Origin of the sequence: Aquabacterium sp. (assembly GCF_029946005.1) — a bacterium.
Classification (GTDB): Bacteria; Pseudomonadota; Gammaproteobacteria; order Burkholderiales; family Burkholderiaceae_C; genus Aquabacterium.
In genome coordinates this window covers 37,756-61,567 of record NZ_JAQSDR010000036.1, presented here as the reverse complement: position 1 = coordinate 61,567, position 23,812 = coordinate 37,756, and the positions used below count along the sequence as shown (strand labels likewise).

Sequence of the window (23,812 nt, the reverse complement as noted above, 5' to 3'; positions counted from 1 at the left end):
GTGCAGGCCCTGTCCGATTGGCTGGCGTCGATTGGCATGGCCCGGCTTGAGCGCGTTCTGCTCGACAACGACATCGACGCCGACATCATCACCAGCCTGACCGAGACTGACCTGGAAAAACTGGGCGTGTCCATGGGCGACCGCAAGCGCTTGCTGCAGGCCATCGGGCTGTTGCGCCAACAGGCGGTGCGGCCGCTGGTCAAGCCGGGGTTGGCCAGCCAGGGTGAGCTTCGGCAATTGACCATCATGTTTTGCGACCTGGTCGATTCCACCCAACTGTGCGAGCGCCTGAGTCCGGAGCAATGGCAGCAGGTGGTGTTGCTGTACCAGCAGACCTCGGCGGCGGTGATCGAGCGTTTTGGCGGCACCATCGCGCAGTACCTGGGGGATGGCCTGTTGGTGTACTTCGGCCACCCACAAGCGCAAGAAGATGCGCCCGAGCGCGCAGTGCGCACGGGTCTGGCCCTGGTCGAGGCGATCCGTCACTTGCCCATGCAGCCGCCCGGGCACGACGAGCCCTTGTCTTGGGCCGTGCGCATCGGCATCCACACCGGCCTGGTCGTGATGGGCGAGATTGGTGGGGGTGCCCGGCGTGAGCAACTGGCCTTGGGTGACACGCCCAACCTGGCCGCGCGCTTGCAAGCCCTGGCGCAACCCAACACCGTGGTGATCAGCGACAGCACGCGCAAGCTGGCTGGCTCGGGTTTGCAATGCGAAGACCTGGGGCGGCCTTTGCTCAAAGGCGTGCGAGAGCCGCGCCAGGTCTGGCGCGTCAAGGCCGTGAACACGGCGACCAGCCGCTTTGACGCGGCCACCAGCGCGGGCTTGACCCCGCTGGTGGGCCGCGTGCCTGAACTGGGCCTGTTGCTGGATCGCTGGCAGGCCGTGCAGCGCGGGCAGGGCCAGGTGATGGTGCTGTCGGGCGAGCCCGGCATCGGCAAATCCCGCTTGCTCAAGGAGCTGTGCGACCGCCTGGGCAACGCCGGCCTGGGCGCAGCGCGTCTGCAATGCTCGGCGCACCAGGTTCACATCGCCCTTCATCCCAGCATCGATTACTTCGAACGCGTGTTGAACCTGAGCCGCGACCAGCCTGCCGAGTTGAAGCTGGGCGCGCTGGAGCGCATGGTGATGGGTCAATTGCACCGGTCGGCGCAGCAGGTGGCCTTGCTGGCCTCCATGCTGTCCATCCCTTGCGAGGACCGTTACGGCCCGCTGGTGGAGAGCCCGCAACAGCACGAGCGCGACACGGTGATGGCCCTGGTTGATGTGGTCGAGGCCGCGGCTTTGCGCGAGCCCACCCTGGTGCTGCTCGAAGACGTGCACTGGGCCGATCCGGCCACCCTCGATTTCCTCAGCTTGCTGATCGAACGGGCCAGGTTCGTGCCCTTGATGTTGGTCGTCACCCACCGGCCCGAGTTTCAGTTGTCGCTGGGCGATGGCGATCAGCATGTCACCACCTTGAAGCTGCCCAGTCTGCAACGGGCCGAGGTGGCCGAGCTGGTGGCGCAGTTGTCGCGCGAAGTGGCTTTGCCCTTGGCCCTGACGCAGCACATTTTGAGCAAGACCGATGGCGTGCCTTTATTCATCGAGGAGCTGACCAAGTCCATCCTGGAGACCCCCTTGGGTGATGGCCGGGATGGCCACCGCACCGAGGTGCCCGCGACCCTGCGTGATTCGCTGATGGCGCGCCTGGACCGGGTGCCGGCGGCCAAGGCCATCGCACAAATGGGCTCGGTGCTGGGGCGCGAGTTCAGTCACGAGTTGATCGAGGCTTTGTCCAGCATGTCGTCGGTGGAGTTGGCCGCGGCGCTGGCCGCGCTGACGCAATCGGGCCTGGTCACGCAGCAGGTCAGCTACCAGGGCACCGTTTACACCTTCAAGCACGCGTTGGTGCAGGACGCTGCTTACGACTCGCTGCTCAAGCCCCAGCGCGAAGCCTGGCACGCGGCCATCGTGCAGGTGGTGGAGTCGCGTTTTCCGGCCCTTCAGCACAGCAAGCCCGAGATGCTGGCGCGCCATGCCAGCGCGGCCGGGCAGCCGCAGCAGGCCATCCCTTATTGGCGCAAGGCCAGCGACCAGGCCTTGCAGCGCCTGTCTTTGCACGAGGCGGCGGCGCACCTGAACGCTGGCCTGGCCTCGGTGGCCGCGTTGCCGGTGTCATCGGGGCGTGATCAGACCGAGCTGCAGCTGCGGGCCTCGCTGGGCACGGTGCACATGCTGGCCAAAGGTTGGGGTGCGCCCGAGGTCGAGCAGGCTTATGCGCGCGCCAATCAGCTGGCCGACGCGGCCGACAAGGTCGAGGAATCCATCTGGCCCTTGTGGGGCGTGTGCGTTTTCCACCTGGTGCGGGGCGAGGTCAGCCAGGCCGAGTCCATTGGCAAGCGCCTGATGACGGTGGCCCGCCAGGCCAACAGCCGCCATGCCTGGTTGGTGGCCAACATGATGCACGCGCAGTTGTGCCTGTACAGCGGCCGGTTGAACGAGGTCGCGGAGCACGCCGACCAGGTCATTCACCGCTACAGCGATCCGCAGGACCGTTCGCTCATCACGCTGTACTCGATGGACCTGAAACTGGTGGCGCTCGTGCATGGTTCGCAGGCCCGCTGGATCGCGGGAGAGGACCATGACGCCGAGGCGCTTTGCCTGGAGCAGGAGCGCTTTGCGGCCTTGCTGAACCACCCGCACAGCCTGGCCTGGACCCATGCGTGGGGCGCGATGTCTTACTTGTTTCGGGGCGATGTTGCGGGCTTGCTGGACCGGCTGGAGCGCGGCCTGGCCCTGGCCGAACAACATGGCTTCACCTACGTGACGTCGATCGGCGTGATCGCCCGGGGTTGGGCTTGGGCGCAGCAGTCGGATCGGCTGCTGGAGGGCATCGAAGAAATGCGGCGAGGCCTGGCACTGTTCAGGCAGACGGGCGCGGGCATCGTCGCTCCCTTCTTCCAGACCTTGTTGGCGCAGGCCTTGGGGCGCGCCGGGCAGCAGCACGAAGCACTGGCTTTGCTGGACGCGTCACAGGCTTTGATTGAGCAGGGCGGTGAGCGCTGGCACGAGGCCGAACTGCACCGCATCCGGGGCGAGTTGCTGGCATCGGGGCCTCAGCCGGATTGGCCGCAGGCCGAGGTCAGCATCCGCCAAGCCTTGAAAGTGGCCACGGCGCAAGGAGCACGCCAGTGGGCCCGCCGTGCGCAGGCGGACTTGGACCAACTGCTGGTCAGGCGCTGACGGCGGCCTGCTCGGAGGTGGCGATCTCTTGCAGGTTTTCAGGGCTGAAGAAATCAGCCGGTGAGACCGTCTGGCCGAACACGCCGAAGTAGCGGTCGGCCTGAGGCTGGTTGTGGGCCAGGCCAGTGAACAGTTGGATGACGTCGTCGGTGGGTGGCGCCAGACTGGCCATGTTTTGCGAGAAGAGGTGCAAGGGCACCGCCACGGCATCACGGCGGGCGGCATACGCTGCCACGGTGTCGCCCAGATCACCAGGGCCTGACAGGCCCTGGTGAAGCAACTCGGCCAGCAGGTCGGCATCGCGCAAGGCGTTGGTGATGCCCGCTGCGGTGATGGGGTCAATGGTCACGCCGGCATCGCCAACCAGGCTCCAGCCGGGGCCCACCGCTTGGCGACAGAAGGTGCTCACGCCGGTGCTGATCCAGTCTTCTTCGCGCTTGCCAGCGCGCAGGCGCGCGGCCAAGTCGGGGCTCATGGCCTCCATCTCGGCGAAGAAATGGGCTTCGACGTCCTGCCGTGGCATGCGGGGCGATGTGCCTGGCAGGATGATGCCGGCCACCACTTGGTCGTCGTTGGTGGCCCATGCATAGGCCATGCGCTGTGGGCGCGAAATGAACTCCACGCCCTTGAGCGATACGCCGCTGAAATAGGCGAAGGTGTTGAGGGAGCCTGCTTCCTTGGGGAACTCGTGGTACGAGCTGCTGTTGACCGAGCGGGCCACGCGCGAGTGCCGACCATCGGCGCCGACGACCCATCGGGCGTGCTCGGTCATCAGGCTGCCATCGGGGTTCTTGGCGGTGATGCCGATCACGCGGTCACCATCGCGCAGCACGTCGTCGAAGAGCACGCCTTCGCGCAACTCAGCGCCGGCGGCCACGGCCGCGTCCTGCAGGGCCTGGTCAAGGACGATGCGTTTGGGGGCGAAGGCCGCGCCCACTTGAGTGCCGGGCGGCGTGCCTTTGAGCACCAGCTCGCCCAAGTCGAGCGAGAACTCGGTCAGGGCAGGGCAGAGTGATGCGCGCACGGCCTCCAGCACGCCCCACTTTTGCAGCAGGTCAACCCCCGCGTGCCACACCAGGTGGGTGGACAAGCGCATGTCGCTGGGAAAGCGGTCTTGGTCAATGAGCAGAACCTTGTGCCCCTGGCGCGCCAACAGCATGGCCGTTGCTGCACCAGCGCACCTGGCGCCCACCACAATCACATCATGCATGTCAAGACTCGATACTGCTAGGTCGTTAACTTGGGCCAACCGTAGGGCGGCGCAGGCTTCGTGTCGATGTGGACCACGATGACCTGCGGCCTTCGGCTGGACTGTGCTGATGCTAGCGCATTTGCCAAGGCCCCGGCCAGGGCGCTTGTACCTTGGTCGGGCCCGATGGCCACGGCTTGCGCGCCCAGTCCTTCGGCGAATTTGACCAGGTCGGGCCGACCCAGTTGGTAGTAGTCGGCCCAGGCCGCAGCGGGCGGCAGCAGTTGGGCCATGCCCTGGCTGACCATGGCCAGGTCGTTGTCGTTCAGGACCACCCAGATGGCCCCCACACCGTTCTGCGCGGCGGTGGATATTTCAGCCCCGTGCATCATGAAGGCGCCATCGCCGACGATGGCCAGGCAGGGGAGGTCCGGCGACGCCAGCTTGGCGCCGATCACGGCGGCCACGGCAAAGCCCATCGGGCCCATGGCCAGGGCGCTCTGGTAGCGCACCGGTGGATCGATCACCAGGTTGTTGAGTGACCAGCCGACGCAATTGCCCGCGTCGATGAAAACGTGGCCGCCGTGCATGGCTTCGTTGATGACGCGCATCATCGCGGCGGGGTGCACGGGCGCGCTGGTGGAGTCGCGGCCGGCCGGGTCGGACCATGGCGCGTGGGCGCGTTTGATCTCGGCGATGGCTTGCCGCCGTTGTGCCACCCGATGCGCGTCGGGATGGGCCCTGGCGGCCTGCTCGCACAGCTCGTCGAGCGTGGCGCCAATCTCGGCCACCACGCCGCGGGTGATGGCAAAGTCGCGGCCGATCACGCTGGCGTCCAGGTCGATCTGCACAAAGGTTTTGCGCGGGCTCAGTGTGCGGCTGTACAGGTCCGAGGCCACGACCGAGGTCGCCAGTTCGCCCAGCGTGGAGCCCAGCACGACCAGCGTGTCAAGGTGATCTGGATCGGTGGGCGGCTTCATGTAGCGCTGCGTCCAGGCCGACCCGCACATGCCGTAGTTGCGCAGCGACCAGGCGTGCGTTTCCGGGAAGATGCCTTTGCCATTGGGCGTGGTCATCACGGGGATGCCAAAGCGCTCGACAAAGTGGGTGAAGGCGGCCAGGCGCTGTGGATCGGCCAGTGCTTCGCGGCAGCCATTGCCCAGGAAGATCAGCGGCCGGTCGGCCTGGATCAGCTCGTGCAGGGTGGCACGCACGGCCTTGGGGTCAGTGCAGGCGGCCACCGCGCGGTAGCTGGCAGGTTGGAGGCGGGTGGGGTAGCTGCTCAAGGGCGTGCCCGCCACGTCGTTGGGCAGGCTGATGTGCGCTGCCCGCCGTGGCAAAGAACAGGCATTGCGCAGCGCTTGCTGAAACAGCGTCTGGAAGTTGCCCTGGTTCGAGACCATGTCGCTGGACTGCACCGAGTTGCGGAAGATGCTGGTGATGTCCAGCTTGGCATCGGCGCCTTCTTGCAGGTAGCCCTGGCCGAAATACTTCTCGGGCACCTCGCCCGTGATCACCAGCACCGATGAGTTGCTGGCCTGCGCATTCATGGCCCCGGTCACGGCATTGGTGGCGCCGGGGCCGGAGGTGGTCATCACCACGCCCAGTCCACCGCCCGCCCGCGCGTGGCCATCGGCCATGTAGGCCGCGCCGGTTTCGTGCCGGCAGATCACGTAGTCGATGTCTTGTTGCTGCTTCAGCTCGTTCATCAGCCAGACCAGTGCGCCGCCGGGTATGCCGAAGATCCTGGTCACGCCCTCCGCTTTCAAATAGTCCAGCAGCAATTGCGCGACGGTCTTGGTGGCGGGGGTGTCAACGGTGGTTTGCATGGGGCTCCCTCGATATGGCGGGCAAAGGTGTCTGAAATTACCGCGTTGCCCGCCCGCATGGCTGCCAGAATTCCGAGACAAAACACCGGGAGTTCACGCTATGACTCATCCGACAGCTCCGCGCAAGACCGTGTTGGACGTGGCCATCGTGGGAGGCGGCGTGTCTGGCCTCTACAGCGGTTGGCGCTTGTTGACCACGCCCTCACCCGATCAGCCGCAGACGGTGTCCTTGTTCGAAAGCAGTGATCGCGTGGGCGGCCGCCTGCTCTCGGTCACGCCACCCGGCATGCCCGAGGCGCGCATCGAGCTGGGCGGCATGCGCTTCACCACCGGGCAGCAGCTGGTGATGTCGCTCGTGCCCTATCTGAAGCTGGCCACCGAGCCTTTCCCGGTGGGGCAGAACCAGAACATGGCCTACCTGCGCGGCCACCGCCTGCGCACCGCCGACCTGAACGATCCCGACAAGATCCCCTATGTGTTGACGCCCGCCGAACGCGATGGCCTGCAAGGCGGCTTCACCGCGATGGCCGCCGAGAACTTCCTGCAGAAGGTGATGGACCAGCCCCACGTGGACTTGAAGACCGTGCCCTGGGAGAAGCTGGCGCGCAGCGGAAAATACGAAGGACACTATTTGCGCGACCTGCCCATGCGCTACGTGTTCAACCGTTCGGTCAGCCACGAGGCCTTCCAATTCGCCGAAGACACCAGCGGCTACGACAGCATCTTCTTCACCTGGAACGCGGCCGATGGCTTCCCCTGGAACCTGGCCGACTACGGCGCCACCATTGAGTACAAGCGCCTTGTTCAAGGCTACGAGTCCTTGCCGCTGACCTTGCGCGCCAAGTTCGAAGAAGCCGGCGGCCAGGTGCATTTGAAGCACCGCCTCATCGGCTTTGACCATGTCGAGCAAGACGATGGCAGCAAGCTGATCGAGATGCACTTCGACCGCGACGGGCACCGCGAGACCGTGTGCACGCGCCAGCTGATCCTGGCCATGCCGCGCCGCTCACTCGAGCTGTTGGCGCAAAACGGCGCCGTGCTGGGCCCCGAGCAGCACGAGGTGCACCGCCTGATCAAATCGGTCACGCCCATCCCCTTGTTCAAACTGGCTCTGTGCTACCGCGAGCGCTGGTGGGAGAAGCTGGGCATCACGCAAGGCCAGTCGGTCACCGACCTGCCGATCCGCCAGTGCTATTACTGGCCGGTGGGCGACGACACCGCGGCTGGCGCCATCCTCATCTACAACGATGGCCTGGACCTGGACTACTGGTGCGACCTGATGGCGCACCCCGCCAAGTTCCAGAACAAGACCTTGGCGGGCGATGTGCCCTGGCCCGAGCAGGAGTGGAATCAACATCCCGCGCCCGCGTTGATGGTGCAAGAGGCGCACCGCCAGTTGCTGCAGATCCACGGCATCGAAGACCGCCCGGACCTGCAGCCCTATGCCGCGGCCTTTCGCAACTGGGGCGAGGATCCGTTTGGTGGCGGTGCCAACTTCTGGCCGCAACACGTTGAAAGCCATGACGTGGCCCGCCGGATCCTCCAGCCTGTGCGCGAGGTGCCGGTGTTCATCTGTGGCGAGGCCTACTCCCACAGCCAGGGCTGGGTGGAAGGCGCGCTGGAAACGGCCGAAGCCATGCTGCAGGGTCACTTTGGTTTGGGGGAACCCCCTTATCTGACGGGTACACAGCCGCCAAAAGCTTGACGCATCGCAACATGGGCTTTCGCAGACTGCAGTGAAATTCTGCTTGAGGAATTTGCCCTCGTCATTGCAGGAAAGAGACCATGAGAACAAAGAACGCCCAATGGGTCGCCGTGCTGCTGGCATTGGCTGGCGGTGTCGCCATCCCCTTCGCCGCGCAGGCCGAGGAATCGCCCTGGCTGGTGCGCGTGCGCGCCGTCAACCTGGAAAGCGACAACGAGGATTCCACGGGCCTGAACCTGGCGATCAACAACAAGGTCATCCCCGAAGTCGACATCTCCTACTTCTTCACGCCGAACATCGCGGCGGAACTGGTGCTGACCTATCCGCAAAAGCACACCATCTCCGCGGGCGGCACAGAAATTGGCTCGCTCAAGCACCTGCCCCCCACGCTCACGCTGCAGTACCACTTCGAGAAGATGCGCGAGTTCAAGCCCTACCTGGGCATTGGGGTGAACTACACCCGCTTTTCCAGCGTGCACTTCAGCCCCGCCGTGCAGGCCGCCTTGCAACCCAGCGTGAGCAAGAACAGCTTTGGACTGGCCTTGCAAGCTGGTGTTGATTTTGAGTTCCGCAAGAACTGGTACCTGAACCTGGACGTGAAGAAGGTGCAGATCCGCACCGACATCAAGTCGGCCGGGGCCAAGGTTGGCGAGTTCAAGGTGGACCCCTGGTTGATCGGCGTGGGCGTGGGCATGCGGTTCTAAGACCGTTGGTAAAGCAGGGCCACGGCATGCATCTCCATGCCAATGCCCAGCATCACCACGTGCTTGGTGGTGATCTCGTCGTAGCACCGGGCAAAGTTGACCGGGACCGACGAGGCCACCATGTCGCCCAGCTCTTCAATCGTGTTGAGGTAATGCGCTGGCTGAATGGCCGCGTTCCACGCGTCAAACACGGCCTTGGACGTCTGGTGGGCCACCAGCGTGATGTCCTGGCCACTCAAGCCGTGCTTGGCCAGCAGGCGGTTCACGATCACGCCCGGCACCTTGAAGCCAAAGGTCTTGACCGCGTTCTCGCCGGTCTGGTCGTCCAGCTTCATCAAGGGCTTGGTGAACAGTTCATGGTGATGGCGCACCGGGCGTTGCGCCATGCGCAGGGCGCTGAAATACTGCGTCTGCGTGTCGTTGTCCCAATCGATCAAACGAAAGCGCGTGGGGTCGTCGGTCCAGCCGACCACCGCCGCGCCCGCACCATCGGAGGCCGCCAGCGAGACGGGCTCGTGGTAGTCCATGTGGTGCGTCCAGTTGTTGCCGCAGGCCACCAGCGCATGGCGCGCGGTGCCGCAGCTCACCAGGTCGTGCGCCAGCTTCATGCCGTCGATGAAATTGCTCTCGTCGGTGTTGAGCGACAAGATGCGGCATTGGCGTGACAAACCCAGATCGCGGTGCACGGCGGCCAAGGCATTGGGCGCGTAGTACTCGCTGACGGTGGCCGAGCCGAGCAGCAGGTCAACTTCATCAAGCGGCGCATTCGCTTGCGCCAGCGCCGTTTTGCAAGAGTCAACCATGATGCCGACCACGTCGTTGGCATGGGCCAGCACGCGCCGGTATTTCAGGCCGTTGAAGAGGTCTGAGCCAGAAGGCTGATGGGCCTTGAGCCAGTCGAAGATGGGGTCGTCATTGCCCCGGATGTGCTCAGGTACCTGGTGGCCCTGGCCGAGGATGGCCACTTGTCGGCCCGATTTGACGGATGCATCCACGTTCACCTCCCTGCGTCAGCGAGGCCCTCATGTTCCATCAGAAGCCCTGGGGCGGATTGGGAAATAGGCCCCGGATCGACGGGCTATTCACTGCCCCGCCGCGTGCAGCGCATTGCCCGCCGCGATCGCATCGCCCGTGCGCTGGAAGGTCTCCAACCAGGTGCCATAGCTGGGCATCTCCTGCAGTTTCCAGGGATGGAAGCCGGGCTTGTAATAAGCCAGGTAGTAGCCCAGCGTGGGGATGAACAGGCCACCTGGCTTGTAGAACCACCACAGGCCGCGCGCCCACAACTTGGTGCGTTCCCACAGGCTGAAGCCATCGACCTTGAACATGTGGTTCATGATCCCGGCCACCGTCAGCGGGAAGCCGAAAGTCACCGTGATCATGGGCATCACGCGGCTCCAGTAGCCCGCCTTGGCCACCTTGGTGAGCACATCAAAAGCCACCGCCTTGTGCTCGACCTCTTCGATCGCGTGCCAGGCGTACATGGCGCGCACGCGGGGGTCGCTGGTGTCCAGCAGTTCGCGGCGCTCGAAGAACGTGGTGCACATCATGGCCGTCAGGTGTTCCAGCGCGGCGGTGATGCCCACACGCTGCCGCGCGGTGGTCACCTTGGGCGCGTCCACGAAAAAGCGCTGCTGCAATTCGGCCTCGATGGCGTCGATCTCGATGCCCTGCTTCTTCAGGCGGTCGTTGTAGTGGCGGTGCACCAGGCTGTGCTGCGCCTCCTGCCGCGTGAAGTCTTTCACCTCCTGCAGCAGCTTGGGGTCGGTGATCTGGTCGCGGTACTCGCGCACGCTGGTGATGAAGAACTTCTCGCCCTGCGGGAAGAGCGTGGACATGGCGTCGAAGAAGCGCGTCTTGAACGGGTCGTTGTCCATCCAGTATTTGGGGATGTCGCCGTCCAGGCCGAAATCAAGTTGTTCGCGGGGAACGATGGTGGCGTGTTGTTGTGCGCTCATGGGGTATCTCCTGGTTCTGGCAAGGCGCCTTGGCCTTGGGATTGGCGGAAGGCGCTGGGTGACAAGCCTGTCCAGCGCCTGAAGGCGCGGGTGAAGCTGTGTCGGTCGGCAAAGCCCAGCTCGGTGCTGAGCGATTCGATGTGGCAATGGTGCCCCTGCAGCGCGGCTTTGGCCATGTCCAAGCGGCAGCCCGCCTGGATGTCGGTGTAGGCACGGCCTTCGTCGCGCAGGCGGCGTTGCAGGGTGCGGGGGTGCAGGTCCAGGCGCTCGGCCATGCGCTCAATGCCCTGGCTCAGCAAAGCGGGTGCCTGCTTGAAATGGACTTCGATCTGGCTGACCAGGCCGCTGGGGGTGGCGGGCAGTTGCTGATTCAGCAAAGTCTGAGCGCGCTGATGCAGTCCTGGGGCTGCCCCGGGCAGGGGCATGTCGAGCAGGCGGGTGGCAAAAACGGCGGCATCGCGCGCTTGCAATGGCCTGACCGCGGCGGGCAAGGTGGAGGCCTGCGCGATGAACAGGGCATTGGGCTGGTGCCGCATGTCGATGTGGTGGATCAGGTCGGTGTGGCCCAGGGCCAGCCGCACAATCTTGCTGATGGCGGCCAGCACCGATTCGACGAAGTAGCCGCGCACGACGGGGTCGCCATCGTACAGGTCGATGTCGAGCAACAGGACGGATTGCGGGCCAGTTTCTTCCACACGCAAGGCAATGTTGGGCATCGTCATGCCAGCCCATTGAAGGGCGGGCAGGGCCTGACGCAAGGTGGGGCTGGTGGCCAGGAAGGTTTCCAGCGCGGGCAGGTGGTCAAAGGCGAAAAGTTCGCCCAGCACCAGCGGAAAGTGGTAATTCGGTGCGGCATGGGCCACGCATTGCTGCATCAGGCGGGGCAGGCCTTGTCGGCGCACCATCGACGCGTGATTGGCCGCGCCCAGCACCACCCCAGCCTCGCTGAACAGCGGGTCGATGTTGAAGCGACAGTGCGTGGCCGCCTTGATCCATGCATTGGCGGCGATGAAGGGCATGTCGCTGACGGGGTTGCCGTGGCGGGAGGTGTCGAGCATGCTTGCACTTTAGGCAGGGCGCGTTGTCGCGAACAGTCCCCTGGGCGACACTGAGGGGGCCGTTTGCGACAAAGCGGGCAATCTGCCATGAACTTGAAATCCAACTGGGAGTGAGCATGACCGTGCAACGCATCGGCCACCGATACCGTGACCAGGCCTCCGGCCAAACCATCGACACCTGGTTCGTGGCCTCGAACGCGAAGAAGAACCGAAGCTGCCTGGCCGAGAAAGTTGGCTTGATCCGGGGTGAGTTCGTGGAGGTCGTCATTGAATCGCTCGACCTGCCGCCCGCCTCCACCGAGGACGCCTACCTGCGGCTGCACCTGCTGTCGGAGCGGGCGGTGCTGCCCAACAGCCTCAACCTGGAGGGCTTGTTTGGCTGGCTGCCCATCGTCGCCTGGACGTCCGCCGGGCCGGTGTTCCCCGCCCAGGTCGAGGCGCTGCGCGACCTGCTGGCCGCCGAGTTTCACCACCTCACAGTGCCGTCCATCGACCGCTTTCCCCGCATGACGGACTACGTGGTGCCCAGCGGTGTGCGCATCGCCGATGCCGACCGCGTGCGCCTGGGCGCGCACCTGGCCGAGGGGACGACCGTCATGCACGAGGGTTTTGTCAACTTTAACGCGGGCACCTTGGGCGAGTCGATGGTCGAGGGGCGGGTCACGCCGGGCGTCGTCGTGGGCAAGCACTCGGACATCGGTGCGGGTGCCTCCATCATGGGGACGTTGTCGGGCGGCGGCAAGCAAAAGAACGCCGTGGGGGAACGCAGTTTGCTGGGCGCCAATGCGGGGATCGGCATTTCCCTGGGCGATGAGTGCATCGTGGAAGCGGGGCTGTACGTCACGGCGGGGACCAAGGTGAAGTTGCCCGACGGCCAGGTGGTGTCGGCGCGGGCCTTGTCTGGCCAGCACGGGCTCCTGTTCCGCCGCAACAGCCAGACCGGGGCGGTGGAGGCGTTGCCGACCGATTCGGGGCGGTGGGGCGGCCTCAATGCGGCTTTGCACGTGAACACTTGAAATTTGCGTCCAGGTCTTGTCGAATCCCTGCTGTGTCGTTCGTTGTGTCAATGTGCCCACCACCACTTTGCAAGCAGGAGAGAGACCATGACTTCAACATCCACCGTCAAAGCCATCCCTGATGGCATGCACTCGCTGACGCCGCACCTGGTGTGCGCCGGTGCCGCCGATGCCATCGAGTTCTACAAGAAGGCCTTCAACGCCATCGAACTGGCCCGCCTGCCCGGCCCGGACGGGAAACTGATGCACGCGCTCGTGCGCATCGGCGACTCGATGGTCATGCTGGTGGACGAGTTCCCGCAATGGGGCACGTTCGGCCCCAAGGCCCTGAAGGGGTCGCCTGTGGTTCTTCACCTGTACGTGGAGGATGTCGATGCCCAGGTGGCGCAGGCCGTGGCCGCGGGCGCCAAGCTCACCATGCCAGTGACCGACATGTTCTGGGGCGACCGCTATGGCCAGGTGGAAGATCCGTTTGGCCACAAGTGGTCGGTGGCCACCCACACCCGCGACCTGACGCCGGAAGAGATCCAGGCAGGGATGGCCCAGCAGCAGCCCTGTTAAGCCAGCAGCATCGGAGTGGGGCGCCCGCGCCGCCGTGCCAAGCCTGTGGCCAGCAGGCCGCTGCACAGCAGAGCCCAAATGCCTGGTTCGGGCACAGCGGCCGCAAAGCGGGTGTTCGACAGCGTGGTCACTGTGGCGTTGTCAGGCACACTGATGCCGAAAATGGCCGAATGAAAGAAGTCTTCGCTGCCGCCCTTGCATTCCTCGTCGGCGCTACCTGTGCTGTAACAGACATCCCCGCCGAACACGCTAGCAAGGTAAATGGTTTGTCCAAACTCAAATGGCAAGGCTCCCTTCAGGGTGATGTTGGGCGATCCTGTGCCGTCGAACACCTCGGTATGGAGAATCAGCATGGCATCGGGCAGGTTGAAGATCTGATCACTTCGATCGCCGGGCTCGGCCATGGCCTTCAAGATGGTTTGCACCTCAAAAGGCTTGGCCGAGACGAACAGGGAATAGCTCATGTCGGCTTCCTGCCCCTGCACGGTTCCATCGATGGTGATGCTGACGCTGCCCAGGCCCTGACCACTGCCACCGTTGATGACGAAGCCGTCTGACCACATGGACACGCCACCACTGCCGCTCTCGAATGCGAAACCCAGCGAGCCAAATTGCGCGCGGGCTTTGCCGTAGGCGCCAGTCACGGGGCTTGTGACCTCTGCGAAAACCGGTGAGTCCACGCTGGAAGACGCCTGGGCCCCGTCAGGCACATCGTCCCCGTCCCCATTGATGTGAAAGGTCTCCACCTCCACATGGACAAAAGGACTGAATGAGGCTGCGCAGGCCAGTCCGGGCCAGGCAGTGGCCATCAGAAGTACTGCGGATGCGAGTGCTTTTGGGGCGTGAAAGCCCACCTTCTGGAAGGAAAACCGTGTGAGGTTCATGTTGGATCCCTGATGTTGGTGAGGCCGATGGTGAGTGGCCAGAGCTTTTTTTCATGAGACTGTGGATGCTCTTGTAGAACGCGTCAAGAGGCTCCTTTCTGGCACACGGCTTGCACTATCCTTGGTTCATGCGCGCCGACCTCACCTCATCCGCCCCCATCGTCCTGGTCCCCGCCTGCCAAAAACCCGTGGGCGGCCTGACCAGCTACACCGTCGGCCAAAAATACATCGACGCCGTGCGCCTGGCCGGTTGCGTGCCCCTGGTCGTGCCCGGCGCCACCCCGGCTGAACTCGACGCCTTGCTGGCCATCGCCGATGGCATCTTGCTGACCGGCTCGCCCTCCAACGTGCACCCCAGCCATTTCGGCGAAGAGGTCCACAACCCGACCCTGCCGCTCGACCCCGACCGCGATGCCTGGACCCTGCCCATCGTGCGCCGCGCCGTGGCCCTGGGCTTGCCGCTGTTGGGCATCTGCCGGGGCTTTCAAGAGGTGAACGTGGCCCTGGGCGGCTCATTGCACCAGGCCGTGCACGAACAACCGGGCTTGAATGACCACCGCAGCGACGAGACCCTGCCGCTGGACGAGGAATATGGTTTTGCCCACACCGCGCAACTGGTGCCCGGCGGCTTCCTGGCGCAGACCCTGCACGGCCTGCCCGCCAGCATCCTCAGCGAGCAAGGCGAGTTTCAGGTCAACAGCCTGCATGGCCAAGGCGTGAACCGCCTGGCCCCCCTGCTCAAGGTCGAAGCCCGCGCCCCCGATGGCGTGGTCGAGGCCGTCAGCGTGGCCGATCCGGTGCACCCCGGCGCCTTCAGCCTGTGCCTGCAATGGCACCCCGAATGGCAGGCCGCCCACAACCCGGTCTCGATGCGAATCCTCGAAGCTTTCGGCCAAGCCTGCAGGTCGTGGCATGCTGGCAAGCAGAAACCATGACCATGAAGGGACACGATGCAATCCAAAGTACCCAGCAGCTTCAGCGAGCTGGAGCAATGGCTCAATCAGCGCCACGTCACTGAAATCGAATGCCTGGTGCCCGACCTCACGGGCGTGGCGCGCGGCAAGATCCTGCCGCGCGAAAAATTCACCGAAGATCGTGGCATGCGCCTGCCCGAGGCCATCGTCGCCATTGGCGTGACCGGCGAGTTCCCGTCCGAGGGGCCCTACTACGACGTCATCACCCCCACCGACCGGGACATGCACCTGCAGCCCGACCCCAGCACGGTGCGCATCGTGCCCTGGGCCACCGACCCCACCGCGCAAGTCATCCACGACTGCTTTGACCGCGATGGTGTGTTGATCCCCTACGCGCCGCGCTCGGTGCTCAAGCGCGTGTGCCAGTTGTTCGACGACGAAGGCTGGTCGCCCGTGGTAGCGCCTGAGCTTGAGTTCTATTTGATCGAGCGCAGCATCGACCCGAACCAGCCCTTGCGCCCGCCGCGTGGCCGCAGTGGCCGCGCCGAGACCTCGCGCCAGGCTTACTCCATCGACGCCGTCAACGAGTTCGATCCGCTGTTCGAAGACATCTACGACTACTGCAAGAAGATGGAGCTGAACGTGGACACGCTGATCCACGAAGTCGGCGCCGGGCAGATGGAGATCAACTTCTTCCACGACCACCCGCTAGGCCTGGCCGACGAGGTGTTCTTCTTCAAGCGCACCATCCGCGAGGCCGCGCTGCGCCACGAGATGTACGCCACCTTCATGGCCAAGCCCATGGCCAACGAGCCGGGCAGCTCCATGCACGTGCACCAGAGCGTGGTCAGCAAGGAGACCGGCCGCAACATCTTCAGCAACGAAGACGGCACGCCCTCGCAAGAGTTCTACTGGTACATCGGCGGCCTGCAGCGCTACGTGCCAGCGGCCATGGGCCTGTTCGCGCCCTACGTCAACTCCTACCGCCGACTGGCCCGCGCCACGGCCGCGCCCATCAACACGCAATGGGGCGTGGACAACCGCACCGTGGGCTTCCGCGCGCCCTTGGCCACGCCCGCCGCTCGCCGCATCGAGAACCGCGTGATCGGGGCCGATGCCAACCCCTATGTCGCGCTCGCGGCCACGCTGGCCTGCGGTTACCTGGGCATCAAGAACAAGATCGAGCCTTCGGCGGAATGCCGGGGCGATGCCTACCTGGGCGACTTCCAATTGCCCCGCAGCCTGGGCGAAGCGCTGGGCCTGTTGCGCGAGCAATCGGACCTGCACGATGTGCTGGGCAAGTCCTTCATCACGGTCTACACCGAGATCAAGGAAGTGGAGTACACCGAGTTCATGAAGGTGATTTCACCCTGGGAGCGCGAGCACCTGTTGCTTCACGTTTGAAAAGAGATCCCCATGCCCCATACCCGCACCACCGCGGAGTGGCAAGCGGCCGACGCTGCCCACTTCCTGCACCCCTTCACCGACTTCAAGGCCCTGGCCGCCAAGGGCTCGCGCATCATCACCAAGGCCGATGGCATCTACCTGTGGGACAGCGACGGTCACAAGATTTTCGATGCCATGAGTGGCCTGTGGTGCGTGAACGTGGGCTATGGCCAGCGCGCCCTGATCGACGCGGCCACGCGCCAGCTGGAAACGCTGCCCTTCTACAACGCCTTCTTCCAGACGGCCACGCCACCGGCCATCGCGCTGGCCGAGAAGATCGCCAGCCTGAGCCCGCCCGGCTTCGAGCACGTGTTCTTCACCGGTTCGGGCTCCGAGGGCAATGACACCATCGTGCGCATGGTGCGGCGTTACTGGGACTTGCTCGGCCAGCCCGAGCGGAGCGTCATCATCAGCCGCCAGAACGCGTACCACGGCTCGACCATGGCCGGTGCTTCGCTGGGCGGCATGGTGGACATGCACACGCAAGGCGGGCTGCCCATCCCGGGCATCGTTCACATCGACCAGCCCTACATGGTCGAGCACGCGAAGCCCGGTGAAAGCCGCGATGACTTCGGCCTTCGGGCCGCCTCGTGGCTGGAAGCCAAGATCCAGGCAGTTGGCGCCGACAAGGTCGCGGCCTTCATCGGCGAGCCCATCCAGGGCGCGGGCGGTGTCATCATCCCGCCCGACACCTACTGGCCGGAGATCCAGCGCATCTGCGATCGACACGGCATCCTGCTGGTGTCCGACGAGGTCATCTGCGGCTTTGGCCGCCTCGGCGAATGGTTCGGTTGCGAGCGCCTGGGCTACAAGCCCGACCTGATCACGTTTGCCAAGGGCATCACCTCCGGCTACATCCCGCTGGGCGGCGTGCTGGTGGGCGAGCGCGTGGCGCGCGTGCTGATCGACCAAGGCGGTGACTTCAACCACGGCTACACCTACAGCGGCCACCCCGTGGCCTGCGCCGTGGCTTTGGCAAATTTGCAACTGATCGAAGACTTACAACTCGTTGAGCGGGTGCGGGACGAAACCGGGCCCTATCTTGCGAAACAATACGCGGCGTTGGCAGACCATCCCCTGGTGGGTGAGGCCGAGACCTTTGGTTTGATGGCGGCCATCCGCCTGGTCAAAACCAAGGCCTCTGGCACGCAAGCTGCTGTGCCTTTCGGGCCTGAGGCGAGCGCGGGCATGGTGTGCCGAGGGCATTGTTTTGCCAACGGTCTGATCATGCGCGCCGTGGGTGATCGAATGATCATCGCGCCGCCATTGGTGCTGACGTGTGAACAGATTGACGAGATGATGGTTTTGATCCGGCGTTGCCTGGACCTGACCTGGACCGACCTAAAGGGAGAGTGAGAACATGACCCGTTTCTGGAAGAGCCTGAGCGCCTTGGGCTGCGCCGTGCTGGCCGCGATGGCCATGCCCACGGCTGCGCACGCCGATGAGGAAAAAATCCTCAACGTCTACAACTGGTCCAACTACATCGGGCCCGACACCATCGCCAACTTCGAAAAAGAGTTCGGCATCAAGGTGCGGTACGACAACTTCGACAGCAACGAAGTGGTGCATGCCAAGCTGGTGGCGGGCAAAACGGGTTACGACGTGGTCATGCCCTCGTCCTACTGGGCCAAGATGCAGGCCGATGGCGGCTTGCTCCAAAAGCTGGACAAGTCCAAGCTGCCCAACCTGAAGAACCTTGATCCTCAGTTCCAGGCGCAACTGGCCCGGCTCGACCCGGGCAACCAGTACATGGCCAACTGGTTGTGGGGCTTCACCACGGTGGGCATCAACGTGGACAAGGTCAAGGCCGCGCTGGGCGGCATGCCCATGCCCGACAACGCCTGGGACCTGGTCTTCAAGCCCGAGTACATCAGCAAGCTCAAAAGCTGTGGCGTGTCGATCCTCGATGCGGCCAGCGAGGTCATCCCCGCGTCCTTGCACTACATGGGCAAGCCCGCTTACAGCAAGAACATCGCCGACTACCAAGCCGTGGGCCCCATGCTCAAGGCCATTCGCCCTTACGTGACGCTGTTCAGCTCATCCGGCTACATCAATGACATGGCCAATGGCTCGATCTGCCTCGCGCTGGGCTGGTCGGGCGACATGAACATCGCCCGCGCCCGCGCCATCGAGGGCAAGACCGGCCAGAACATCCAAACGCTGATCCCCAAGACGGGCGGCGTGGTGTTCATGGACACCATGGTGATCCCGGTCGATGCACCGCACCCCGACAACGCGCACAAGTTCATCAACTACGTCATGCGGCCAGAAGTGCATGCGGGCCTGACCAACAAGGTGTTCTACGCCAACCCCAACCTGGCCTCGCGCAAGCTGCTCAAGCCCGAGGTGGCCAATGATCCGGCGGTGTTCCCCTCCGAGTCCGACATGAAGAAGATGGCCATGCCCGAGGCCATCAACAACGACTTGCGCCGCCAGATGACGCGCATTTACACCTCCTTCAAGACTGGCCTGTGACCGCGTTCCTGAGCATCCAGGAGGTCGTTAAAGACTTCGGCACCAGCGCGGGTGGTTCAGCGTTCAAGGCGGTCGACCGGGTCAGCCTGGAGATCAAGCAAGGCGAGATTTTTGCCTTGCTGGGCTCCAGCGGTTGCGGCAAATCCACGCTGCTGCGCATGCTGGCGGGCTTCGAGACCCCTACCTCGGGCAGCATCCGTTTGAACGGGCAAGACCTGGTTAAGCTGCCGCCGCACGAACGGCCGCTGAACATGATGTTCCAGTCTTACGCGCTGTTCCCGCACCTGGCGGTGTGGGACAACATCGCCTTTGGCTTGAAGCGCCAGGGCCTGCCCAAGGCGCAGATTGCCGCGCGCGTGGAGGCCATGCTCAAGCTGGTGCAACTGGGCCAGTTCGCGAAGCGCAAGCCGCACCAGTTGTCAGGCGGGCAGCAGCAGCGCGTGGCCCTGGCCCGCAGCCTGGCGCGCCAGCCCTCATTGCTGTTGCTCGACGAGCCTCTGGGCGCTTTGGATAAAAAGCTGCGCGAGGAAACCCAGATCGAGCTGGTGCACATCCTCCAATCCGTGGGCGTGACCTGCGTGATGGTGACCCACGATCAGGAAGAGGCCATGACCATGGCCAGCCGCATTGCCGTGATGAGCGAAGGGCGCATCCTGCAGGTGGGCGAACCGCGAGACCTGTACGAGAACCCGGCCACACGCTTCGTGGCCGAGTTCATTGGCAACGTCAATGTGGTGGACGAGGGCGATGGCCGGGCCGTGGCCGTTCGGCCTGAAAAGATCCGCTTGGCTCGCCACCTGCCGCCAGCGCAAGCCTTGACGCCCATCCACCAGGTGCAGGGCCGCGTGCGCGACCTGGCCTACTTCGGCAGCTACACCGTCTACCACCTGCAACTGCCCAACGGCCAGACCTTGAAGGTGAGCCAGAGCAACACCGAGCGCCAGCCCGACGACGCCTTGCGCCAGGACGACCAGGCATGGGCCTGGTGGCCGCCCTCCGCCCAAGTGGTGCTCACGCAGTAGGACCGCGGCATGAGATGGCTTGACCGCACCGTCATCGGCATCCCCTTCGCGTGGCTGCTGCTGTTCTTCATGCTGCCGTTTTTGATCGTGCTGAGGATCAGCGTGTCCGACATGGACATGGGGGGGCAGGTGAGCGGCTTCAAGCTGTCCAACTACGCCTTCCTGGCGCAGGATGCGCTGTATGTCAAAACCTACCTGGCCAGCCTGAAGTACGCGGCCATCACCACGGGCGTGTGCCTGTTGCTGGCCTACCCCTTCGCCTACTTCATGGCGCGCGCCGACAAAAGCGCGCAGCCCGCTTTGCTGCTGATGGTGATGCTGCCCTTCTGGACCTCCTTCCTGTTGCGCGTGTACGCGTGGAAGGGCCTGCTGGCCGATGGCGCCTGGGTGGCATCGGCGCTGAACGCCTTGAAGGTCGATCAGCTGCTGATGGCCTTTGACGTGATCCCCGGCCCCGGCCAGTACTTGAACACGGCCTTCTCGCTGGTGCTGGGCATGGTCTACACCTACCTGCCCTTCATGATCCTGCCCTTGTACGCCAACCTGTCCAAACAGGATGGCCGCTTGCTGGAGGCCGCGCATGACCTGGGGGCCTCGCCGTGGGTGGCGTTCTGGAAGGTGACTGTGCCCTTGTCCCGCCCGGGCATCCTGGCCGGCTCGATGCTGGTGTTCATCCCCTGCGTGGGCGAGTACGTGGTGCCCGAACTGCTGGGCGGCCCGCAGACCCTGATGATCGGCCGCGTGCTGTGGGACGAGTTCTTTGCCAACAACGACTGGCCCATGGCCTCCAGCGTGGCGGTGGTGATGGTGCTGTTGATCCTGGTGCCGCTGGCCTTGTTCAGCAAGGCCAAGGCCGATGCGCAAGAGGCCCGTGCATGAGCAACGGCCACACCTGGTTGTCGCGCGGCTGGCTGGCCGCCGTCTTCGCCTTCCTGTACCTGCCCATCGTGGCCCTGGTCACCTACTCCTTCAACGATTCGCCCCTGCCCACGGTGTGGGGTGGCTTCACTTTGAAATGGTTTGCCGAACTCACGCGCGACCGCGAAATCCTGGAAGGCCTGTGGCTGTCCTTGCGCATCGCCTTCATGAGCGCCACGGCCGCTGTGGTGCTGGGCACCTTGGCCGCGCTGGCGCTGGTGCGCTACCAGCGTTTCCTGGGCCGCACCCTGATGGTGGGCATGGTCAACGCCCCACTGGTGATGCCACAGGTCATCGTTGGTTTGTCGCTGCTGCTGCTGCTGGTGTCGATCCAGCGCTGGCTGGGCTTTCCCGAGCGCGGCATGGGCACCATCTGGGTGGGCCACCTGCTGGTGGGCATGGCCTACGCCACCGTGGTGATCCAGGCGCGCCTGCAAGGCCTGAACCCGCAGTTGGAAGAAGCCGCGCTGGACCTGGGCGCGCGGCCTGCGCAAGTCTTCTACCTGGTGACCCTGCCCATGATCTCGCAGGCCTTGCTGTCGGCCTGGCTGCTCACCTTCACGCTGTCGCTGGACGATGTGGTGCTGGCGGCCTTCCTGTCCGGGCCGGGCTCCACGACCTTGCCGCTGGTGATTTTTTCGCGCGCCAAGCTGGGGGTGGACCCCAGCGTGAATGCCGTGGCCACCGTGGTGATTGCCGTGGTGTCGCTGGCCGTGATCGGCGGCAGCTACGCCCTGGCCCGCACCGAGCGCCGCCGTGCCCGCGAGGCCGCGCAAGCCGCCCGCTCCTGATTCCGCATCTCAACGTATACACCCATCTTTCAAGGAGGTTTTGCCCATGATCCGCCCCACACGCCTGGCCTTGCTGCCCGTGGCCCTGGCCGTCTGCCTGGCCTTTCCCACCTTGGCCCGCGCCGGGGTCAATGAAGACATCCTCAACGAGTTGAAGGCGCTCAAGTCGCGCGTGGCCGAGCTGGAAAAGAAGCTGGAAACGCAAAACGCCAAGATCGCCGAGACGCCGCAGGGCATGACGGTGGAGCAGCAACAAGACTTCAACCGCATCACCGTCAAGACCGAAGCGTTGGAAGATTCGCGTGATGCGCTGGGCCTGAAGAACCTGAAGATCAGCGGCTACATGGACCCGACCTTCATTTACAACCAGCGGCAGGACCGGGCCGGTTTCCAGTTCCTGAACCGGGTGGACACGGGCAATGGCGGCGATGGCTACAACTACGACAACTCCTACTTTGGCGCGGCCGTCATCGACTTCACCAAAGAGACCGACGGTGGATCGCGCTGGCGCCTGACCCTGGCGCCCAACCGCGGCGTGGGCTCGGTGTTCGATGGCAACTCGCCGGTGCACGAGGCCTCGGTGTCCATCCCCTTGACGGATTTGCAGACTCGCCTCGTCGCTGGCCAGATCCCGGACTGGTCGGGCTATGAATACCTGCAGCCCACGCTGAACAAGCTGATCACGCACAACCTGCTGTTCGACTTCACGCTGCCCACGGCCTACACCGGCGCGGGGCTGGAGGTGACGCGGGGCAAGTGGTTGACGAAGGTGATGCTGGCCAATGTGAACGCCAGCAAGCGGTCAGAGGGTGAGTCCGCGCCTGCTCTGGCGTACCGGGTGGACTACGCCAAGGGCGAGTTCCAGGGATTCGGGTTTGCGGGCGTGCATGGCAAGGCGGCGAACTTCAGCGAGAACCTCGTGGTCAACGGCGACGTGGTCCCGCAGCGCGATTCGCGCATCGACCTGTTCGAACTGGACGCCTACTTCATCCGAGGTGACTGGACCGTGCAAGGCCAGTGGAGCATCGGGCGGCAAGCCAAAGCGTCGATCGCGCCCGACCCCATCAGCGGCGACCTGCGCGCTTCCCAATGGTGGGGCCTGTCCGCTCTGGCCGCCTACAAGTTTCAGCCGCGCCTGGAAGGCACCGTGCGCGCCGATTACATCAACAACCGCAAAAATGGTGGCGGCTTGCTGGGCTACACGGCGGCCGATGACCGCAATGGCATCGGGCCAGCCGCCATTGGGGTGGTCGATGCAGACGGTCTTCCCTCGGGCGGATACGACGACACCGAACACGGCGTCGCCCGCAGCGCCCTCACCTTCGGCCTGAGCTACCTCTACAACCTGAACACCACCTTCAAGTTCGAGTACCGCTTCGACCACGCCAGTGGCCCCGTGTTCCTGGACGTCAAGGACGGCAGCTACAAGAAGAACAACCAGCTGATCGGCGCGTCGGTCCTGGTCAGCTTCTAAGCTGAAAGCTTCAGCCCTTCAACCAGGCCGTCAAAGGCGCCCACTGTTCCAGGTCTTTCTCGACCTTGGTGGGCGCCACGTCGAACAGCGTCAAGCCGTGCGCGGCCAGGTGGGCGTAGTTCTGCGTGTCGCGCAGCAAGGTCAACACCGGCACGTCCAGCGTGGCCAAGAACTCCTGCAGGTGTTCGGTGGCCTTGGTGTGCTCCTTGATGCGGTTGCCCACCACCGCCAGTTGCACCTTGTCGGAGCGGCGCGCCTTGTGCAGCTTGGCGATGAAATCGCGCGTGGGGTAGATGTCGAACACGCTGGCCTGCAGCGGGATGATCACCTTGTCGGCGATCTTCATCACCGCGTCGAGCTGTTTGCCATGCAGGCCCGCCGGTGTGTCGAGCACCACGTGCGTGACCCCCTTGGGCGGCTTGGCCACAAACTGCTCGTCCACCTCCCAGGGCTGGATGGCCGGCAGGCTGGCGGGGCGCAAGCTCAGCCACAGCCGCGAGGACTGCTGCCGGTCGATGTCGCCCAGCATGACGCTGTGACCTTGTTGGGCCAGGTGGCCCGCGATGTTGCTGGACAGGGTGGATTTGCCCACGCCGCCCTTGGGGTTGGCGACAACGATCACTGGCATTGCACGGCCTTCAT

Annotated in this window: 20 protein-coding genes; 13 read left to right on the top strand and 7 right to left on the bottom strand. The window is 64.5% G+C overall.

Going from position 1 to position 23,812, the window contains the following annotated elements; translation table 11 throughout:
- Nucleotides 1-3,225 (top strand): adenylate/guanylate cyclase domain-containing protein, encoded by a 3,225-nt coding sequence (locus PSV38_RS17175; RefSeq protein ID WP_300549556.1) that lies wholly within the window; start codon nucleotides 1-3, stop codon nucleotides 3,223-3,225.
- Here the strand turns inward: PSV38_RS17175 and PSV38_RS17170 are convergent.
- Both PSV38_RS17170 and PSV38_RS17165 read right to left on the bottom strand, forming a co-directional pair.
- The gene (locus PSV38_RS17170; protein WP_300549554.1) at nucleotides 3,215-4,435 is read right to left on the bottom strand and encodes an NAD(P)/FAD-dependent oxidoreductase; all 1,221 of its coding nucleotides are present in this window, start codon (nucleotides 4,433-4,435) and stop codon (nucleotides 3,215-3,217) included. The two genes, PSV38_RS17175 and PSV38_RS17170, sit on opposite strands and share 11 nt — an antisense overlap.
- Before the next feature lie 17 nt (nucleotides 4,436-4,452).
- A complete protein-coding gene (locus PSV38_RS17165) occupies nucleotides 4,453-6,243 on the bottom strand; it encodes a thiamine pyrophosphate-binding protein (RefSeq protein ID WP_300549553.1) in 1,791 nt (596 codons plus the stop codon).
- Between the two features lie 100 nt (nucleotides 6,244-6,343).
- Between PSV38_RS17165 and PSV38_RS17160 the strand changes: the two genes are divergently transcribed.
- Together PSV38_RS17160 and PSV38_RS17155 are read left to right on the top strand one after the other, a co-directional pair.
- Nucleotides 6,344-7,948, top strand: a complete 1,605-nt coding sequence (locus tag PSV38_RS17160) for an FAD-dependent oxidoreductase (RefSeq protein ID WP_300549552.1) — start codon at nucleotides 6,344-6,346, stop codon at nucleotides 7,946-7,948.
- Nucleotides 7,949-8,028: 80 nt separating this feature from the next.
- Nucleotides 8,029-8,652: an OmpW family outer membrane protein gene (locus PSV38_RS17155; RefSeq protein ID WP_300549550.1), complete on the top strand. Its 624-nt coding sequence runs from the start codon at nucleotides 8,029-8,031 to the stop codon at nucleotides 8,650-8,652.
- Here the strand turns inward: PSV38_RS17155 and PSV38_RS17150 are convergent.
- From PSV38_RS17150 to PSV38_RS17140, 3 genes are all read right to left on the bottom strand, one after another.
- Entirely contained in the window at nucleotides 8,649-9,647 is a 999-nt protein-coding gene (locus PSV38_RS17150; protein WP_300549548.1) for a hypothetical protein, read from the bottom strand. The genes PSV38_RS17155 and PSV38_RS17150 overlap by 4 nt on opposite strands.
- An 87-nt stretch (nucleotides 9,648-9,734) precedes the next feature.
- Nucleotides 9,735-10,610 carry a metal-dependent hydrolase gene (locus PSV38_RS17145; RefSeq protein WP_300549547.1) on the bottom strand — a complete coding sequence of 292 codons (876 nt, stop codon included), beginning with the start codon at nucleotides 10,608-10,610 and terminating at the stop codon, nucleotides 9,735-9,737.
- The gene (locus PSV38_RS17140) at nucleotides 10,607-11,668 is read right to left on the bottom strand and encodes an AraC family transcriptional regulator (protein ID WP_300549545.1); all 1,062 of its coding nucleotides are present in this window, start codon (nucleotides 11,666-11,668) and stop codon (nucleotides 10,607-10,609) included. Before PSV38_RS17140 ends, PSV38_RS17145 begins: the two co-directional genes overlap by 4 nt.
- A gap of 116 nt (nucleotides 11,669-11,784) precedes the next feature.
- Between PSV38_RS17140 and PSV38_RS17135 the strand changes: the two genes are divergently transcribed.
- Both PSV38_RS17135 and PSV38_RS17130 read left to right on the top strand, forming a co-directional pair.
- On the top strand, nucleotides 11,785-12,684 hold the full coding sequence (locus tag PSV38_RS17135) for a DapH/DapD/GlmU-related protein (protein WP_300549543.1): 900 nt from the start codon (nucleotides 11,785-11,787) through the stop codon (nucleotides 12,682-12,684).
- A gap of 87 nt (nucleotides 12,685-12,771) precedes the next feature.
- On the top strand, nucleotides 12,772-13,245 hold the full coding sequence (locus PSV38_RS17130) for a VOC family protein (protein ID WP_300549540.1): 474 nt from the start codon (nucleotides 12,772-12,774) through the stop codon (nucleotides 13,243-13,245).
- Here PSV38_RS17130 and PSV38_RS17125 read toward each other — a convergent pair.
- Nucleotides 13,242-14,054, bottom strand: coding sequence for a PEP-CTERM sorting domain-containing protein (locus PSV38_RS17125; RefSeq protein WP_300549538.1), 813 nt, complete (start codon nucleotides 14,052-14,054; stop codon nucleotides 13,242-13,244). The two genes, PSV38_RS17130 and PSV38_RS17125, sit on opposite strands and share 4 nt — an antisense overlap.
- A gap of 203 nt (nucleotides 14,055-14,257) precedes the next feature.
- Between PSV38_RS17125 and PSV38_RS17120 the strand changes: the two genes are divergently transcribed.
- The 8 genes from PSV38_RS17120 to PSV38_RS17085 are packed head-to-tail and all read left to right on the top strand — an operon-like array spanning nucleotide 14,258 to nucleotide 23,170.
- A complete protein-coding gene (locus tag PSV38_RS17120) occupies nucleotides 14,258-15,064 on the top strand; it encodes a gamma-glutamyl-gamma-aminobutyrate hydrolase family protein (protein ID WP_300549536.1) in 807 nt (268 codons plus the stop codon).
- Between the two features lie 15 nt (nucleotides 15,065-15,079).
- Nucleotides 15,080-16,447: a glutamine synthetase family protein gene (locus tag PSV38_RS17115; RefSeq protein ID WP_300549534.1), complete on the top strand. Its 1,368-nt coding sequence runs from the start codon at nucleotides 15,080-15,082 to the stop codon at nucleotides 16,445-16,447.
- A 12-nt stretch (nucleotides 16,448-16,459) separates the two neighbouring features.
- Nucleotides 16,460-17,845: an aspartate aminotransferase family protein gene (locus tag PSV38_RS17110; protein WP_300549532.1), complete on the top strand. Its 1,386-nt coding sequence runs from the start codon at nucleotides 16,460-16,462 to the stop codon at nucleotides 17,843-17,845.
- 58 nt (nucleotides 17,846-17,903) lie between these two features.
- Entirely contained in the window at nucleotides 17,904-18,965 is a 1,062-nt protein-coding gene (locus PSV38_RS17105; RefSeq protein ID WP_300549709.1) for a polyamine ABC transporter substrate-binding protein, read from the top strand.
- Nucleotides 18,962-19,987, top strand: coding sequence for an ABC transporter ATP-binding protein (locus PSV38_RS17100; RefSeq protein ID WP_300549530.1), 1,026 nt, complete (start codon nucleotides 18,962-18,964; stop codon nucleotides 19,985-19,987). Before PSV38_RS17105 ends, PSV38_RS17100 begins: the two co-directional genes overlap by 4 nt.
- 9 nt (nucleotides 19,988-19,996) lie before the next feature.
- On the top strand, nucleotides 19,997-20,866 hold the full coding sequence (locus PSV38_RS17095; RefSeq protein WP_300549529.1) for an ABC transporter permease: 870 nt from the start codon (nucleotides 19,997-19,999) through the stop codon (nucleotides 20,864-20,866).
- Nucleotides 20,863-21,696: an ABC transporter permease subunit gene (locus tag PSV38_RS17090; RefSeq protein ID WP_300549527.1), complete on the top strand. Its 834-nt coding sequence runs from the start codon at nucleotides 20,863-20,865 to the stop codon at nucleotides 21,694-21,696. Before PSV38_RS17095 ends, PSV38_RS17090 begins: the two co-directional genes overlap by 4 nt.
- Before the next feature lie 46 nt (nucleotides 21,697-21,742).
- Complete coding sequence (locus PSV38_RS17085) at nucleotides 21,743-23,170, top strand: DUF3138 family protein (protein ID WP_300549524.1); 1,428 nt, start codon at nucleotides 21,743-21,745, stop codon at nucleotides 23,168-23,170.
- Between the two features lie 10 nt (nucleotides 23,171-23,180).
- On the opposite strand, the gene PSV38_RS17080 is transcribed toward PSV38_RS17085, so the two are convergent.
- Nucleotides 23,181-23,798, bottom strand: a complete 618-nt coding sequence (locus PSV38_RS17080; protein WP_300549707.1) for a ParA family protein — start codon at nucleotides 23,796-23,798, stop codon at nucleotides 23,181-23,183.
- Nucleotides 23,799-23,812: the final 14 nt, after the last annotated feature.